Here is a 16,803-nt window from a genome sequence, read left to right on the forward strand (position 1 = left end):
GGAGTACGGCCACAATGGGGGGATGAGCGACAGCCCATCTCCCCTCGCGGACCCGCACCTCGTCTTCGATCCTTCCGAAGGCCGCCGGGACATCGTCGTCCTCGGCTCCACCGGGTCCATCGGTACGCAGGCCATCGACCTCGTGCTGCGTAACCCCGACCGTTTCCGGGTGACCGCCCTGTCCGCCGCCGGCGGCAGGGTCGGTCTGCTTGCCGAGCAGGCGCGCAAGCTGCGTGCCGGGACGGTCGCGGTGGCCCGTGAGGACGCCGTGCCCGCGCTGCGCGAGGCGCTCGCCGCGCTGTACGGGTCGGAGCCGCTGCCGGAGATTCTGGCCGGCCCGGACGCCGCCGCGGAGCTCGCCGCCTCCCCGTGCCACACCGTGCTGAACGGCATCACGGGCTCCATCGGTCTCGCCCCCACCCTGGCCGCCCTCGAGGCCGGCCGGACCCTCGCGCTGGCCAACAAGGAGTCGCTCATCGTCGGCGGGCCGCTGGTGAAGGCGCTCGCCAAGCCGGGGCAGATCATCCCCGTCGACTCCGAGCACGCCGCTCTCTTCCAGGCGCTCGCAGCGGGCACCCGCGGCGATGTGCGCAAGCTGGTCGTGACCGCGTCGGGCGGCCCGTTCCGCGGCCGGACCAGGGCGGAGCTGGCTGGTGTGACCCGCGAGGACGCCCTCGCCCACCCCACCTGGGCGATGGGTCCGGTGATCACGGTGAACAGCGCGACGCTGGTGAACAAGGGGCTCGAGGTCATCGAGGCGCATCTGCTCTACGACATTCCCTTCGACCGGATCGAGGTCGTCGTCCACCCGCAGTCGTATGTTCACTCGATGGTGGAGTTCACGGACGGTTCGACGCTCGCCCAGGCCACACCGCCCGACATGCGGGGGCCGATCGCGATCGGTGTGGGCTGGCCGGAGCGGGTCCCGGATGCGGCCCCCGCCTTCGACTGGTCCACCGCTTCGACGTGGGAGTTCTTCCCGCTGGACAACGAGGCGTTCCCGTCGGTGGGCCTCGCCCGCCATGTGGGGGAGCTGGGCGGCACGGCGCCGGCGGTGTTCAATGCCGCGAACGAGGAGTGCGTGGAGGCATTCCTCGACGGACGGCTGCCGTTCAACGCCATCATGGATACGGTCACCGAGGTGGTCGCCGCACACGGCACCCCCGCGTCGGGAACTTCCCTGACGGTGGCGGACGTCCTGGAAGCGGAGACCTGGGCCAGGGCCAGGGCCCGTGAGACGGCAGCGAAGGCAACGGCGGAGGCTCGCGCATGACCATTCTGTTGACCATTCTGGGCATCGCGCTCTTCGCCGTCGGGCTGCTGTTCTCCATCGCCTGGCACGAGCTCGGCCACCTCTCCACGGCCAAGCTCTTCGGCATCCGCGTGCCCCAGTACATGGTCGGCTTCGGCCCGACCATCTGGTCACGGCACAAGGGCGAGACCGAGTACGGCATCAAGGCCATCCCCATGGGCGGCTACATCCGCATGATCGGGATGTTCCCGCCCGGTGAGGACGGCCGTATCGAGGCCCGCTCCACCTCGCCGTGGCGGGGGATGATCGAGGACGCGCGCTCCGCGGCGTACGAGGAACTGAAGCCCGGCGACGAGACCCGCCTCTTCTACACGCGCAAGCCGTGGAAGCGCGTCATCGTCATGTTCGCCGGCCCGTTCATGAACCTCGTCCTCGCCGTGGCGATCTTCCTCGGCGTGATGATGACCTTCGGCTCGCCGACGCAGACCACCGAGGTCGCCGGTGTGCAGAAGTGCGTCATCGCCCAGAGCGAGAAGCGCGACACCTGCGCGAAGAACGACCCCGAGTCGCCGGCGTTCGCCGCCGGGCTGCGGGAGGGCGACAAGATCGTCGCGTTCGACGGCAAGCCCGTCGACGACTGGGCCACGCTGTCGACCCGTATCCGGGAGACGATCGGCCCCGCCACCATCACCGTCGAGCGCAACGGCACGGAGCAGGTCCTTCAGGCCACGCTCATCGAGAACACGGTGGCGAAGAAGGACGAGGACGGGGAGGTCGTCCCCGAGGAGTTCGTACCGGCCGGATACCTCGGCTTCGCCGCCAAGACGGAGATTCTTCCGCTGTCGTTCGGCGACTCCGTCGACCGTATGGGCGGCATGATCGAGAACGGCGCGGAGGCGATCGTCGCCCTGCCGTCCAAGGTGCCCGACCTGTGGGACGCGGCCTTCGGCGACGGTGAGCGCAAGGACGACTCTCCGGTCGGCGTCGTCGGCGCCGCCCGCATCAGCGGTGAGGTGCTCAACCTCGACGTGCCGACGACCAACATCGTCGCCACCTTCCTGATGCTGCTCGCCGGCTTCAACCTCTCCTTGTTCCTGTTCAACATGCTGCCCCTGCTTCCGCTGGACGGCGGACACATCGCCGGAGCGCTGTGGGAATCGGTACGGCGGAAGATCGCCAGGGTCTTCCGGCGCCCCGACCCGGGCCCGTTCGACGTGGCGAAGCTGATGCCGGTCGCCTATGTGGTGGCGGGGATCTTCATCTGCTTCACGTTGCTCGTGCTGGTGGCGGACATCGTCAACCCGGTGAAGATCAGCTGAGCGGTTCCTCCGCGGGACTCCTGTGACGGCCGGGCACGCTTCGTGCCCGGCCGTCACCTTTGGGTGGACTTCGGTGTCCGATGTGCCCCGCCGAACGCCAGTGCCGTAATCTCAAGGGCTGGAGCCCGCCGATCCGGGACCACGATCCACACCTTGGGGTTGCACAGCAGATGACTGCAATTTCTCTCGGAATTCCGTCCGTTCCGACGAAGCTCGCCGACCGCAGGGTCAGCAGGAAGATCCAGGTCGGCTCCGTCGCCGTCGGCGGTGACGCGCCCGTTTCCGTGCAGTCGATGACGACGACCCGGACGTCCGACATCGGCGCCACCCTCCAGCAGATCGCGGAGCTCACGGCCTCCGGCTGCCAGATCGTCCGGGTCGCCTGCCCGACCCAGGACGACGCGGACGCGCTGGCCACCATCGCCAGGAAGTCCCAGATCCCGGTGATCGCGGACATCCACTTCCAGCCGAAGTACGTCTTCGCGGCCATCGACGCCGGCTGCGCCGCGGTGCGGGTGAACCCGGGCAACATCAAGCAGTTCGACGACAAGGTCAAGGAGATCGCGAAGGCGGCCGGTGAGACCGGCACCCCGATCCGGATCGGCGTCAACGCGGGCTCCCTGGACCGCCGCCTGCTGGAGAAGTACGGCAAGGCCACCCCCGAGGCGCTCGTCGAGTCCGCCCTGTGGGAAGCGTCCCTCTTCGAGGAGCACGGCTTCCGCGACATCAAGATCTCGGTCAAGCACAACGACCCCGTCGTGATGGTCAACGCCTACCGTCTCCTCGCCGCGCAGTGCGACTACCCGCTGCACCTCGGTGTCACGGAGGCCGGTCCCGCCTTCCAGGGCACCATCAAGTCCGCCGTCGCCTTCGGCGCGCTGCTCAGCGAGGGCATCGGCGACACGATCCGCGTCTCCCTGTCGGCGCCGCCGGCCGAGGAGGTCAAGGTCGGTATCCAGATCCTGGAGTCGCTGAACCTCCGCCAGCGCCGCCTGGAGATCGTCTCCTGCCCCTCCTGCGGCCGCGCCCAGGTCGACGTCTACAAGCTCGCCGACGAGGTCAGCGCCGGACTCGAGGGCATGGAGGTCCCGCTGCGCGTCGCCGTCATGGGCTGCGTGGTCAACGGACCCGGCGAGGCCCGTGAGGCCGACCTCGGTGTGGCGTCGGGCAACGGCAAGGGACAGATCTTCGTCAAGGGCGAGGTCATCAAGACCGTGCCGGAGTCGAAGATCGTCGAGACCCTCATCGAAGAGGCCATGAAGATCGCGGAGCAGATGGAGAAGGACGGTGTCGCCTCCGGCACCCCGGACGTGATCGCCGTGGGCGAGCCCGGCGCCTGACCGCACAACCAGGACCCCGCCGGAGGGCTCGCGCCAGAGCCCGTCGGCACCCGGATCCACAAGGCCCCGTCGCCCTTCCGGTCGGCGGGGTCTTCTCGTGCACGCGCCACGCCGTGGACGTGCCGGGTACAGTGCCAGAACCAGCAAACCGTGTGATGAGGCGCCCTCGTGTTGACGCAGACCACCACCCGGGTCCTCGGCCCGGGCGACCTCGGCGCAGCGCTCGCCATCCTCGAGAGCGAGCCCGTGACGAATGCTTTCGTCACCGCCCGTGTGCAGGTCGCCGGACTCGACCCGTGGCGACTCGGGGGCGAGATGTGGGGCTACTACGAGGACGGACACCTGCGCTCCCTGTGCTACTCCGGCGCCAACCTCGTGCCCATCTGCGCCACCCCGGAAGCCGTCCGCGCCTTCGCCGACCGCGCGCGCCGGGCCGGTCGACGCTGCTCGTCCATCGTCGGCCCCGCGGAGCCCACCGCCCTGCTGTGGCGGCTCCTCGAACCGAACTGGGGCCCGGCCAGGGACGTCCGCGCCAACCAGCCGCTCATGGTCACCGAGCGGATGCCGGACGACATCGAGCCCGACCCGAACGTCCGCCGTATCCGCAAGGACGAGATGGACGTGATCATGCCGGCGTGCGTGGCCATGTTCACCGAGGAGGTCGGCGTCTCGCCGATGGCCGGCGACGGCGGACTCCTCTACCAGGCCCGCGTCGCCGAACTCGTCGGCACCGGACGGTCCTTCGCCCGCATCGACGACGGCAAAGTCGTCTTCAAGGCCGAGATCGGCGCGGCCACCCCCCAGGCCTGCCAGATCCAGGGCGTCTGGGTCGACCCCGAGTACCGGGGCAGGGGACTGTCGGAGACCGGCATGGCGGCCGTCCTGCGCTACGCCTTGGCGGACGTCTCCCCGATCGTCAGCCTGTACGTCAACGACTACAACACCGCCGCCAGGGCTTCCTACCGCAGGGTCGGCTTCAGCGAGGTCGGCGCCTTCATGAGCGTGCTGTTCTGATTCCCGGCACCCGTGCTGAGAGGCCACGACGGCAAGTAGGGTTCGGCCCATGGCAGCACTCAGCGGGGACGGCTCGCAGGCCCCCGAAGTCGTCGTGGAACCGCTCGATCTGACCGCGCGGGTCGACGAAGCGCTCGCCGTGCAGGCGCTCGCCTTCGGGCTCAGCGACGACGAGATCGACATCCGCCGCTACATCGTGCTGCGCCACCTGCAGAACCCGGGAGCCCGGGCGCTCGGAGCGACCACAGAGGCGGGCAGGCTCGTCGGATTCGTCTACGGCATGCCCAACGACCGCGGCCACTGGTGGTCCACCGTGGTCGAGCCGTATCTGCGCCGCAACGGCACCGACGGCTGGCTCGACGACTCGTTCGTCATCACCGAACTCCACGTCCACCCCGACTTCCAGGGACGCGGCGTCGGACGGGAACTGATCACCACCATCACCGACGGATGCGGCCTGCCCCGCTCGATCCTGTCCGCCATCGACACCGAGAGCCCGGCCCGCGCCCTGTACCGCAGGCTCGGCTACCAGGACCTCGCCGGCCAGGTGCTCTTCCCGAGCGCCCCCAGTCCCTACGCGGTGATGGGCGCCCCACTGCCGCTGCGGCGCACGAACTGATTTCCGCCTGCGGCTGCGCCCCGGCTAACCTCCTGCACATCACACGTTCCGAGCAGGAGTTCACCATGGCCCAGGTCCAGCGCATGTCCCGTCTGATGGTCAAGACACTGCGCGACGACCCGGCGGACGCAGAGACGCTCAGCCACAAGCTCCTCGTGCGCGCCGGTTACGTCCGCCGCAACGCCGCGGGCATCTGGTCCTGGCTCCCGCTCGGCAAGCGCGTCCTGGAGAACGTCACCCGCGTCGTGCGCGAGGAGATGGACGCCATCGGCGCGCAGGAGGTCCTGCTGCCGGCGCTGCTGCCCAAGGAGCCCTACGAGGCGACGGGCCGCTGGGAGGAATACGGCGCGGAGCTGTTCCGTCTCAAGGACCGCAAGGGCGCCGACTACCTCCTCGGCCCGACCCACGAAGAGATCTTCACCCAGCTCGTCAAGGACCAGTGCACGTCCTACAAGGACCTGCCGGTGATCCTCTACCAGATCCAGACGAAGTACCGCGACGAGGCACGTCCCCGCTCGGGCATCCTGCGCGGCCGCGAGTTCCAGATGAAGGACTCGTACTCGTTCGACACCTCCGACGAGGGCCTCGCACAGTCCTACGCCCTGCACCGCGAGGCGTACGTCCGGATCTTCGAGCGCCTCGGTCTCAAGCACAAGATCGTCTCCGCGGTGTCGGGCGCGATGGGCGGCTCCGCCTCCGAGGAGTTCCTTGCGCCGGCTCCCGCCGGCGAGGACACCTTCGTGTACTGCCCGTCCTGCGACTACGCGGCCAACACCGAGGCCGTCACCTTCGCGCTCGCCCCGGTGGAGGGCGCCGCGCACGGCCCCGTCGAGGAACTGGACACCCCCGACACCCCGACCATCGAGACCCTCGCCGACCACCTGGGCGTCCCGGCGTCCGCGACCCTGAAGAACCTGCTGGTCAAGGTCGACGGCGAGATCGTCGCGGTCGGCGTACCCGGCAACCGCGAGGTGGACCTCGGCAAGCTGGGCGACCACCTTGCCCCCGCGGAGGTCGAGCTGGTCACCGCGGAGGACTTCGTGGACCGCCCGGACCTGGTCCGCGGCTACGTCGGCCCGCAAGGCCTCGAGAAGGTCCGCTACATCGCCGACCCGCGCGTCGCCCCCGGCACCGCGTGGATCACCGGCGCCAACCGGGCAGGCTTCCACGCGAAGAACGTCGTGGCCGGCCGGGACTTCGAGGTCGACGACTACCTCGACGTCGTGGTCGTCGAGGACGGCGACCCGTGCCCCTCGTGCGGAACCGGCCTCAAGCTGGACCGCGCGATCGAGATCGGCCACATCTTCCAGCTCGGCCGCAAGTACGCGGACGCCTTCCAGCTCGACGTGCTCGGCCAGAACGGCAAGCCCGTCCGCGTGACCATGGGTTCGTACGGCGTCGGCGTCTCGCGCGCGGTGGCCGCGCTCGCCGAGCAGACCGCCGACGAGCAGGGCCTGTGCTGGCCCCGCGAGATCGCCCCGGCCGACGTCCACGTGGTCGCTGCGGGCAAGGCCCTGCAGACGGAGCTCGCCCTCGACGTCGCCGAGCAGCTCGGCGCGGCGGGCCTGCGGGTCCTGGTCGACGACCGGGCGGGCGTCTCCCCGGGCGTGAAGTTCACGGACGCGGAGCTGATCGGCGTCCCCAAGATCCTGGTGGCCGGCCGCCGCTCGGCAGAGGGCGTCCTGGAGCTGAAGGACCGCCGGACGGGGGAGCGGGAGGAGCTCACGGTGGCGGACGCGGTGGCGCGGCTGCGGGGGTAGTGAGGGGGTTCGGGGGTAGTGAGGGGGTTGGGGCGGCTGCGCGGGCTTGTTCCCCACCCCGCCCTTTCCCGAAACCGGGGGCTCTGCCCCCGGACCCCCGCGCCTCATTCGCCGGCGGTGCTCAAGTTGCCAGGCAACGTGAGCCCCCTGGGGGCACCTCCCACGGCCGCCAGGCCGTAGGGAGAGTTCGAGGGCGCCGCGCGAAGCGCGGTACGGGGCCCGGGCCCGGGGCTCGCCCTCCACGCGGCGCAGCGGCACCTCGGTACAGCGGGAAGGGGTGGGGAGGGGAACAAGCCCGCGCAGCGGCCCACGCTCACGCCACGGCTACAGCCAGCCCGCGAACTCCAGCGCCAGTTCCCCCTCCGCGCGCCGCCCCGCGGCCACCGCACGCAGGCCCGACTCCACCGCGCGGAACAGCGTCCAGCCCCGCAGCCGGTCGCGGTCGATCTCCAGGGAGTCCGCGAGGCGGTTCAGTCTGCGGCGGGCCGCCGACGCGCCCGCGGAGGACGCGACGAGGTCCTCGACGCGGTCGCGGGCGAGACGGGCCAGGTCGTACGCGCGTTCGCCGACCAGGGGCTCGGGTCCGACCGCCAACCATGGTGTGCGGTCCCCCGAAAGCACCTTCCCCTGGCGGAAGTTGCCGTGCAGCAGCAGTTCTTCCGGTGCCGCCGCGACCAGTTCGTCACGGGCCGCCAGCGCGGCCGCGACGAGCGGCTCCGCGGAACTCCGCATCGTCGCCGACTGCCGTGCCGTGCGGTCCGCCACCGTCTCGAAGACGTGGCCGGCCGGCGGCTCGACCCACAGCCGTCGCACGATACCCGCCGCCTCCAGCAGCGCCTTGGCCTCAGGGAGTGAGCGGAGCGAGACCTCGGGGTGCAGCCGCTCCAGCAGGAGATCGCCGTCGGCGGCGTCCAGCAGCCGTACCGCGCCCCAGCCGTTCCAGTGCTCCAGCGCGGACGCCTCGGGTCCGGGGGCCGCGGACGGGGGAGCCAGCTTCAGCGCGGCGGGTGTGCCGTCCGGCTGCCGCACGAGTAGGAGCAGGCTGCTCCGGCCGCCCGGCACCACGGTCCGCTCGACGTTCAGCTTCCGTCGGTCCACGGTCTCCTGGACCGTTCCTGGCAGCCGCGACAGCCACGCGTCGTCCTCGCCGAGTGCCCGGACCAGCCGCTGCGGGGGTTCGAAAGCCATACGCCCGTTGCTCCTTCCCCATCAGTCCTGGCCGGCCCGCTCGGCGAGCCCAGGAAAGGCTACGCCGCTGCCGCGCCAGCGCACCGCGCGGACCGCCGCCTCACGCAGCGCGCCCGCGGCCTCGAGCCGCAGCGGCCCTTGTGCGGCCCGTACGAGATCGGAGTAGACGGCCGCCACCCGTTCCTCCAGGACGGCGGCGAGCCGTATCGCGGCCGCGGCGTCCGGCACGGGGAAGGGCAGGGCGTAGCCCGCGGCGGCCGCCGCGGGCTTTCCGCCGAGGTCGCGCACGGTCCGCGTCAGCGAGTCCCGCCGTGAGCGGTGTGCGGCGTGGGCGGCGGCGGCCTCGTTCTCGCGGTCCTCGCCGACCCGGCCGCCGACCACCCCGTATCCGTAGACGGCGGCGTGCTCCGCCGCGAGTGCGGCCTGGAGGGCGTCGAGCTCGCGCGCCGTGTCGCCCTGGGCGTCCACCGTGGTCAACGCGGGTCCCCCTTCGTCAGCAGGTACGCATGCGCGGCGCCGGCCGCGGCGACGGAGGCCAGTAGACGGGCGAGCTCCGGTTCCGCGTCGGCGAGGGAGTCCGTGTGGCTGTCGGAGGTGCGACGCTCGGCCGCGGCCAGCGCCTTGAGCGCGGCAGCGGGGTCCTTTGGGACGGAGCCGGCCGCGGTGGCGGACGGCGTGACCGGCGGAGCGGTGGACGGCGTGACGGACGGTGAGGGAGCGGCGGACGTCTGCCCTGGGCGGCCGCCGCCGAGCGCCACAGCGTGCGCGGCGACAGCGGTGCGCAGTGGTGTCAGCCGTTCGGCGAGCTCCGGGTGGCGGGCGATGACGGCGTCGTACTCGTCGCCGAGCGCCGTGCTCCTGGCCGCGAGCCGTGCCCGCAGCGCGGCCTGCGCGCGAGCCGGGTCGGCGGACCTGCCGGACGGGCGCCGCGTCCCGGGGGAGTCGCTCGAACAGCCCGTCAACATGCCGGCAGCAGCCGCCCCCGTCGCCAACAGCGCACGTCTGCGTGTCGTCCCCGTGCGCCCCACGCGTGTCTCCTCGGGCTCGCAGTGATCATCGCCGCAGGCGAGCGTACCCGCGGCTCCCGGGCGGGTGGACGGCAACACCCCCCGCGACCGGATACCCTTTCTTCGACACGCGACGATCCCACAACAGCACACGCGGCCGAGGAGTCACCCGGATGAGCACCACCCAGAGCGAGAGGCTGCGCGGGCTGCTTGAGCCGCTCGTCAGCGCCGCGGAGCTGGATCTGGAAGAGATCGAGGTCTCCCGGGCGGGCCGGCGCCGCATGCTGAGGATCACCGTCGATTCCGACGAGGGCGTGGAACTGGACGCCTGTGCCGAGCTGAGCCGCGCCATCTCCGAGAAGCTCGACGAGACGGACGCGATGGGCGAGGGCGAGTACGTCCTCGAAGTCAGCTCCCCCGGCGCCGACCGCCCGCTGACCGAGCGCCGCCATTTCGTGCGCGCCACCGGCCGCCTGGTGAAGTTGCAGCTGAAGGAGGGCGGGGACCTGGTGGCCCGCCTCCTGACCGTGGACGACGAGGGACTCGACCTCGAGGTACCCGGTGTGAAGGGGCGCAAGCCCACCGCCCGCCGGGTGGCCTTCGACGACATCGTGAAGGCCCGCGTGGAGATCGAGTTCAACCGCAAGGACAAGAAGGAAGAGGAGGCGTAGCCGTGGACATCGACGTGAAGCTCCTGAAGGGCCTGGCCCAGGAGAAGGAGATCGCCTTCGACCTGCTGGTCGAGGCCATCGAGTCGGCCCTCCTCATCGCGTACCACCGCACCGAGGGCAGTCGCCGCCACGCCCGTGTGGTGCTCGACCGGAACACCGGTCACGTGACCGTGTGGGCCAAGGAGGACCCGGCCGATCTGGAGGAGGGGCAGGAGCCGAAGGAGTTCGACGACACTCCGTCCGACTTCGGCCGGATCGCCGCCACCACGGCCCGCCAGGTCATCCAGCAGCGGCTGCGTGACGCGGAGAACGACGTCACCTTCGGCGAGTACGCCCGCCGTGAGGGCGACATCGTCGCGGGCATGGTCCAGCAGGGCAAGGACCCCAAGAACGTCCTGGTGAGGCTGGACGACAAGCTCGAGGCGATCCTGCCGGTGCAGGAGCAGGTCCCCGGCGAGGAGTACACGCACGGTCTGCGCCTGCGCACCTATGTGGTGCGCGTGGCCAGGGGCGTGCGCGGTCCCTCCGTCACCCTGTCCCGCACCCACCCGAACCTGGTGAAGAAGCTGTTCGCGCTGGAGGTTCCGGAGATCGCCGACGGCAGTGTGGAGATCGCCGCGATCGCCCGCGAGGCCGGCCACCGCACCAAGATCGCCGTCCGCTCGACCCGCTCCGGACTGAATCCCAAGGGCGCCTGCATCGGCCCGATGGGCAGCCGTGTGCGTAATGTCATGGCCGAGCTGCACGGCGAGAAGATCGACATCGTGGACTGGTCCGACGACCCGGCGGAGATGGTGGCGAACGCCCTGTCGCCCGCACGGGTCAGCAAGGTGGAGGTCGTCGACCTCGGCGCCCGCTCCGCGCGGGTGACGGTCCCGGACTACCAGCTGTCGCTGGCGATCGGCAAGGAGGGGCAGAACGCCCGCCTGGCCGCCCGTCTGACCGGCTGGCGCATCGACATCCGGCCCGACACCGAGCAGAGCCCCGACCAGGACTGAGGAATGGGCAGGGGCCGAATCCCGTTGCAGTGAGGACGGGAGCCGACCAAGATCTCACAAGGATCAGGACAACAACCGTTCGATTTTTGCCCCCAAGGGGTGAGGTCGGTGCGGGGAGGTAGACTTAACCGTGTCTGGCCGGACGCATGCCCGCGTGTGCCCTGAGCGAACCTGTGTGGGATGCCGGGAGCGAGCGGCCAAGAGCGATCTGCTGCGGATCGTGGTGATCGAGGGCGAGTGCGTCCCCGATGATCGCGGTACGCTGCCCGGCCGGGGTGCGTACGTGCACCCCGCCTTGGTCTGTTTCGACCTGGCGGTCCGCCGCCGGGCGTTCCCGAGGGCCTTCCGGGCCCAGGGACCGCTCGATACCGCCCTGGCGCGGCGGTATGTCGAGCAGGCAGCACCGTAAGAGAAAGAAGTACGGCACGGATACCCCCGTGCGGTCAGGTACCTCGCGAGTTGGAAGTAGGTCGAGATTGCGATGAGCACTCGATGAGTACGCGATGAGTACGCCCATGAAGTAGCGACGGTCCGGCGGTAACCCGGACCTAAAAGGAGCGAAGTGGCTAAGGTCCGGGTATACGAACTCGCCAAGGAGTTCGGCGTAGAGAGCAAGGTCGTCATGGCCAAGCTCCAAGAACTCGGTGAATTCGTCCGTTCGGCGTCCTCGACGATCGAGGCGCCGGTTGTACGCAAACTGACTGATGCACTGCAGGGGCCCGGCGGCAACGCCGGCAAGTCCGCTGCGAAGCCTGGCGCGCCCCGCAAGGCGACGCCTTCGAAGCCTGCCGCGCCCTCGGCGCAGGCGGGACGTTCTGCTGCCCCCAAGCCCGGCGCACCGGCCCCCAAGCCGGCCCCGGCGAGCAGCACCCCCTCCTCCGCGGCCCCGGCTCCGGGACCGCGTCCGACACCGGGTCCCAAGCCCGCGCCGGCCAAGCCCGCCCCGGCGGCTCCGGTGCCCGCTGCCGAGTTCTCGGCCCCGGCTCCGGCCCAGCCCGCCGCACCGCAGGCCCCGCGTCCCGCGGGTGCCACCCCCGGTCCGCGCCCTGCCCGTCCGGCTCCGGCCGGCGGACAGCGTGACGGCGGTCAGCGTGACGGCGGCCGTGGCGGCGAGCGTCCGGCGCGTCCCGCCGGCGGCCAGGGCGCCCCGCGCCCCGGTGGCCGTCCGGCCGGTCCCCGTCCGGGTAACAACCCGTTCACGTCCGGTGGCTCCACCGGCATGGCGCGTCCGCAGGCGCCCCGTCCGGGTGGCGCACGTCCCGGCCCCGGCGGACCTGGCGGCGCTGTTCCCGGCGCTCCGCGTCCGCAGGGCGGCCCCGGTGGCGCCCCGCGTCCGCAGGGCCAGGGCGGTGCCCGCCCGACCCCCGGCGGTATGCCTCGTCCGCAGGCCCCGCGTGCCGGTGGTCCCGGCGGCGCGCCCGGCGGTAACCGTCCGAACCCCGGCATGATGCCGCAGCGTCCTGCTGCCGGTCCCCGTCCTGGTGGCGGCCCCGGTGGCGGCGGTCGCGGTCCCGGTGGCGGCGGCGGTCGTCCCGGCGGTGGCGGCGGCGGTCGTCCCGGTGGTGGCGGCGGTTTCGCCGGCCGTCCGGGTGGCGGCGGCGGTGGCGGCTTCGCCGGCCGTCCCGGTGCTCCCGGTGGTGGCGGCGGTTTCGCCGGCCGTCCGGGTGGCCCCGGTGGTGGCGGTGGCCGTCCCGGCTTCGGTGGTCGTCCGGGTGGTCCGGGTGGCCGTGGTGGCACGCAGGGCGCCTTCGGTCGTCCCGGCGGTCCCGCGCGTCGTGGTCGCAAGTCGAAGCGGCAGAGGCGCCAGGAGTACGAGGCCATGCAGGCCCCGTCGGTCGGCGGCGTGATGCTGCCTCGCGGCAACGGACAGTCCGTCCGCCTGTCGCGCGGTGCGTCCCTCACCGACTTCGCGGAGAAGATCAACGCCAACCCGGCGTCGCTCGTCGCCGTGATGATGAACCTCGGCGAGATGGTCACCGCCACCCAGTCCGTCTCCGACGAGACGCTGAAGCTCCTCGCGGATGAGATGAACTACATCCTCGAGATCGTCAGCCCGGAGGAGGAGGACCGCGAGCTGCTCGAGTCCTTCGACATCGAGTTCGGCGAGGACGAGGGTGGCGAGGAGTTCCTCGTCGCGCGTCCGCCGGTCGTGACCGTCATGGGTCACGTCGACCACGGTAAGACCCGACTGCTGGACACCATCCGCAAGACGAACGTCGTCGCGGGCGAGGCCGGTGGCATCACCCAGCACATCGGTGCCTACCAGGTCGCGACCGTCGTCAACGAAGAAGAGCGTCGCATCACCTTCATCGACACCCCGGGTCACGAGGCGTTCACCGCCATGCGTGCCCGTGGTGCGAAGTCGACCGACATCGCGATCCTCGTGGTGGCGGCCAACGACGGTGTGATGCCCCAGACGATCGAGGCGCTGAACCACGCCAAGGCGGCCGGCGTGCCGGTCGTGGTCGCGGTCAACAAGATCGACGTCGAGGGCGCCGACCCGACCAAGGTGCGCGGTCAGCTCACCGAGTTCGGTCTGGTGGCCGAGGAGTACGGCGGCGACACGATGTTCGTCGACATCTCCGCGAAGCAGGGCCTCAACATCGAGAGCCTGCTGGAGGCCGTGGTCCTCACCGCGGACGCCTCGCTCGACCTGCGGGCCAACCCGGAGCAGGACGCGCAGGGCATCGCGATCGAGTCCCACCTGGACCGTGGCCGCGGCGCCGTCGCGACCGTCCTGGTCCAGCGAGGCACCCTGCGGGTCGGCGACACCATGGTGGTCGGCGACGCGTACGGCCGTGTCCGCGCGATGCTCGACGACAAGGGCGAGAACGTGGAAGAGGCGGGTCCCTCGACTCCGGTCCTCGTCCTCGGTCTCACCAACGTCCCGGGCGCCGGCGACAACTTCCTCGTCGTCGACGAGGACCGCACGGCCCGCCAGATCGCCGAGAAGCGCGCGGCGCGTGAGCGCAACGCCAACTTCGCCCGGCGCGGAGTCCGGTTCTCCCTGGAGAACCTGGACGAGGCCCTCAAGGCCGGTCTGGTGCAGGAACTCAACCTCATCATCAAGGGCGACGCGTCCGGTTCGGTGGAGGCTCTCGAGTCCTCGCTGCTCCAGCTCGACGTCGGCGAAGAGGTCGACATCCGCGTCCTGCACCGCGGTGTGGGTGCGGTCACCGAGTCGGACATCGACCTGGCGACCGGCTCCGACGCCATCGTCATCGGCTTCAACGTCCGCGCTGCGGGCCGCGCGGCGCAGATGGCGGAGCGCGAGGGCGTCGACGTCCGCTACTACTCGGTGATCTACCAGGCCATCGAGGAGATCGAGGCGGCCCTCAAGGGCATGCTCAAGCCGGAGTACGAAGAGGTCGAGCTCGGCACGGCGGAGATCCGCGAGGTCTTCCGCTCGTCCAAGCTGGGCAACATCGCCGGTGTGCTGGTCCGCTCCGGCGAGGTCAAGCGCAACACCAAGGCGCGGTTGCTCCGCGATGGCAAGGTCATCGCGGAGAACCTCACCATCTCTGGTCTGCGTCGCTTCAAGGACGACGTCACCGAGATCCGCGAAGGCTTCGAGGGTGGTATCAACCTCGGAAACTTCAACGACATCAAGGTCGACGACGTCATCGCGACGTACGAGATGCGCGAGAAGCCGCGCGGCTGACGCACGGCATTCGTCCGGGGCCGGTCGGCGGAAGTAATTCCGTCGATCGGCCCCGGCCGTTGCGTGTACGGTTTGGGTGTCCCTGCCAAGTGCAGGCGGGGCCCCGACCGTGCCGGTCCGGCGGGAAGCCCCCCGGACCCCCGGCACGACGAACCCGGACCGGCGGGACATCCGGACATACATGTATGTGGGGACACTGTCCTTCGATCTGCTTCTCGGCGACGTACGGTCGCTGAAGGAGAAGCGCTCCGTGGTCCGACCGATCGTCGCCGAACTCCAGCGCAAATACGCGGTGAGCGCGGCAGAGGTGAGCGGCCAGGACCTCTACCGGCGGGCCGAGATCGGCCTCGCCGTGGTGTCCGGGGACACAGGGCACCTCACGGACGTACTCGACCGGTGCGAGCGCCTCGTCGCCGCCCGGCCGGAGGTGGAGCTGCTGTCGGTTCGACGCAGACTCCACAGCGACGAAGACTGAATGCAAGGCAAAGAAGGAGACGGACCAGTGGCCGACAACGCGCGGGCGAAAAAGCTGGCAGACCTCATCCGGGAGGTGGTCGCGGAGAAGCTGCAGCGTGGCATCAAGGACCCCCGCCTGGGTTCGCACGTGACCATCACGGACACCCGCGTCACGGGTGACCTGCGGGAGGCCACGGTCTTCTACACGGTCTACGGCGACGACGAGGACAGGGCCAGTGCCGCCGCGGGCCTGCAGAGCGCCAAGGGCATCCTGCGCTCGGCGGTCGGCGCGGCGGCGGGTACCAAGTTCACGCCGACCCTCACCTTCGTGGCCGACGCGCTCCCGGAGAACGCCAAGACGATCGAGGACCTCCTCGACAAGGCGCGCGCCTCGGACGCAAAGGTCCGCGAGGTGTCCTCCGGCGCCACGTACGCCGGCGAGGCCGACCCCTACCGCAAGCCCGAGGACGAGGACGAAGCCTCGGAATGACGCAGCGCACCGTCACGCCCGACGGACTTGTCATCGTCGACAAGCCGTCGGGCTTCACTTCGCACGACGTCGTCGCCAAGATGCGCGGGATCGCCAGAACCCGGCGCGTCGGACACGCGGGGACGCTCGATCCCATGGCCACCGGCGTACTGGTGCTGGGTGTCGAGAAGGCCACCAAACTTCTCGGGCACCTCGCGCTGACCGAGAAGGAGTACCTCGGCACCATCAGGCTGGGCCAGGACACCGTCACGGACGACGCCGAGGGTGAGGTCACCTCCTCCACCGACGCGTCCGCCGTCACACGCGAGGCCATCGACGCAGGCGTCGCCGGGCTCACCGGCGACATCATGCAGGTGCCGTCCAAGGTCAGCGCCATCAAGATCGACGGCAAGCGGTCGTACGCACGGGTGCGCGGCGGCGAGGAGTTCGACATCCCGGCCCGCCCGGTGACCGTCTCCTCCTTCCGCGTCTACGACGTCCGCCCCACGACCACGGAGGACGGCCTGCCCGTCGTCGATCTGGTCGTGTCCGTGGTCTGTTCCTCCGGCACCTACATCCGGGCGCTCGCCCGCGATCTCGGTGCCGTGCTCGGAGTGGGCGGGCACCTGACGGCGCTGCGGCGCACCCGGGTCGGCCCGTACGGCCTGGACGCGGCGAAGACTCTCGACCAGCTCCAGGAGGAGCTGACCGTGATGCCGATCGCCGAGGCGGCGGCCGCCGCCTTCCCCCGCTGGGACGTGGACGAGCGGCGGGCCAAGCTGCTCACCAACGGCGTGCGGCTCGAGATGCCGGCCCACGACCGTGCCCCGGTGGCGGTCTTCGGGCCCGACGGACGCTTCCTGGCGCTCGTGGAGGAGCAGAACGGCAAGGCGAAGAGCCTGGCCGTCTTCGGCTGACCCGAGCCTGCCGACGTCCCGTAGTGGATGTCGCTTCGTCGTGGGGGGGGGGGGGGGGGGGGGGCGGGGCCCCCCCCCCCCCCCCCCCCCCCCCCCCCCCCGCGGCACACCACCCCCCCCCCCCCCCCACCA

16 protein-coding genes are annotated in these 16,803 nt (G+C 71.0%); 13 read left to right on the plus strand and 3 right to left on the minus strand.

All coding sequences use genetic code 11. The features are described 5' to 3' along the window. Positions 1-22 precede the first annotated feature (22 nt). The 6 genes from dxr to ACIPJI_RS34620 all read left to right on the plus strand — a co-directional run bounded on the left by dxr (position 23) and on the right by ACIPJI_RS34620 (position 7,304). Positions 23-1,273 carry a 1-deoxy-D-xylulose-5-phosphate reductoisomerase gene (gene dxr / locus ACIPJI_RS34595; protein ID WP_307708556.1) on the plus strand — a complete coding sequence of 417 codons (1,251 nt, stop codon included), beginning with the start codon at positions 23-25 and terminating at the stop codon, positions 1,271-1,273. After that, positions 1,270-2,571 carry an RIP metalloprotease gene (locus ACIPJI_RS34600; protein WP_307708557.1) on the plus strand — a complete coding sequence of 434 codons (1,302 nt, stop codon included), beginning with the start codon at positions 1,270-1,272 and terminating at the stop codon, positions 2,569-2,571. Before dxr ends, ACIPJI_RS34600 begins: the two co-directional genes overlap by 4 nt. A gap of 170 nt (positions 2,572-2,741) precedes the next feature. After that, the gene (ispG, locus tag ACIPJI_RS34605; RefSeq protein WP_356622203.1) at positions 2,742-3,911 is read left to right on the plus strand and encodes a flavodoxin-dependent (E)-4-hydroxy-3-methylbut-2-enyl-diphosphate synthase; all 1,170 of its coding nucleotides are present in this window, start codon (positions 2,742-2,744) and stop codon (positions 3,909-3,911) included. Between the two features lie 171 nt (positions 3,912-4,082). Beyond that, on the plus strand, positions 4,083-4,925 hold the full coding sequence (locus ACIPJI_RS34610) for a DUF4081 domain-containing GNAT family N-acetyltransferase (RefSeq protein WP_307710504.1): 843 nt from the start codon (positions 4,083-4,085) through the stop codon (positions 4,923-4,925). Positions 4,926-4,974: 49 nt separating this feature from the next. Continuing rightward, on the plus strand, positions 4,975-5,544 hold the full coding sequence (locus tag ACIPJI_RS34615; protein ID WP_307708559.1) for a GNAT family N-acetyltransferase: 570 nt from the start codon (positions 4,975-4,977) through the stop codon (positions 5,542-5,544). 65 nt (positions 5,545-5,609) lie between these two features. After that, entirely contained in the window at positions 5,610-7,304 is a 1,695-nt protein-coding gene (locus tag ACIPJI_RS34620) for a proline--tRNA ligase (RefSeq protein WP_307708560.1), read from the plus strand. A 324-nt stretch (positions 7,305-7,628) separates the two neighbouring features. Here the strand turns inward: ACIPJI_RS34620 and ACIPJI_RS34625 are convergent, their stop codons facing one another. The 3 genes from ACIPJI_RS34625 to ACIPJI_RS34635 are packed head-to-tail and all read right to left on the minus strand — an operon-like array spanning position 7,629 to position 9,520. Beyond that, positions 7,629-8,492 (minus strand): aminoglycoside phosphotransferase family protein, encoded by an 864-nt coding sequence (locus tag ACIPJI_RS34625; protein WP_402250848.1) that lies wholly within the window; start codon positions 8,490-8,492, stop codon positions 7,629-7,631. A gap of 21 nt (positions 8,493-8,513) precedes the next feature. After that, complete coding sequence (locus tag ACIPJI_RS34630; protein WP_356622200.1) at positions 8,514-8,969, minus strand: ferritin-like domain-containing protein; 456 nt, start codon at positions 8,967-8,969, stop codon at positions 8,514-8,516. Beyond that, positions 8,966-9,520, minus strand: a complete 555-nt coding sequence (locus ACIPJI_RS34635) for a hypothetical protein (RefSeq protein ID WP_307708563.1) — start codon at positions 9,518-9,520, stop codon at positions 8,966-8,968. Before ACIPJI_RS34635 ends, ACIPJI_RS34630 begins: the two co-directional genes overlap by 4 nt. Positions 9,521-9,672: 152 nt before the next feature. On the opposite strand from ACIPJI_RS34635, the gene rimP reads away from it, so the two are divergent. From rimP to truB, 7 genes are all read left to right on the plus strand, one after another. After that, the gene (gene rimP, locus ACIPJI_RS34640; RefSeq protein WP_356622199.1) at positions 9,673-10,170 is read left to right on the plus strand and encodes a ribosome maturation factor RimP; all 498 of its coding nucleotides are present in this window, start codon (positions 9,673-9,675) and stop codon (positions 10,168-10,170) included. Between the two features lie 2 nt (positions 10,171-10,172). Next, positions 10,173-11,168: a transcription termination factor NusA gene (gene nusA / locus ACIPJI_RS34645; RefSeq protein ID WP_307708565.1), complete on the plus strand. Its 996-nt coding sequence runs from the start codon at positions 10,173-10,175 to the stop codon at positions 11,166-11,168. A 130-nt stretch (positions 11,169-11,298) separates the two neighbouring features. After that, positions 11,299-11,577: a YlxR family protein gene (locus ACIPJI_RS34650; RefSeq protein ID WP_159686366.1), complete on the plus strand. Its 279-nt coding sequence runs from the start codon at positions 11,299-11,301 to the stop codon at positions 11,575-11,577. Between the two features lie 153 nt (positions 11,578-11,730). Next, on the plus strand, positions 11,731-14,829 hold the full coding sequence (gene infB, locus ACIPJI_RS34655) for a translation initiation factor IF-2 (protein ID WP_356622198.1): 3,099 nt from the start codon (positions 11,731-11,733) through the stop codon (positions 14,827-14,829). A gap of 181 nt (positions 14,830-15,010) precedes the next feature. Then, a complete protein-coding gene (locus ACIPJI_RS34660; protein WP_005311234.1) occupies positions 15,011-15,304 on the plus strand; it encodes a DUF503 domain-containing protein in 294 nt (97 codons plus the stop codon). A gap of 27 nt (positions 15,305-15,331) precedes the next feature. Beyond that, positions 15,332-15,775 (plus strand): 30S ribosome-binding factor RbfA, encoded by a 444-nt coding sequence (rbfA, locus tag ACIPJI_RS34665; protein WP_100109456.1) that lies wholly within the window; start codon positions 15,332-15,334, stop codon positions 15,773-15,775. Next, entirely contained in the window at positions 15,772-16,671 is a 900-nt protein-coding gene (gene truB, locus ACIPJI_RS34670) for a tRNA pseudouridine(55) synthase TruB (protein WP_307708567.1), read from the plus strand. Before rbfA ends, truB begins: the two co-directional genes overlap by 4 nt. Positions 16,672-16,803: the final 132 nt, after the last annotated feature.

It is taken from the genome of Streptomyces sp. NPDC086835 (assembly GCF_044745705.1).
Taxonomy (GTDB): domain Bacteria; phylum Actinomycetota; class Actinomycetes; order Streptomycetales; family Streptomycetaceae; genus Streptomyces.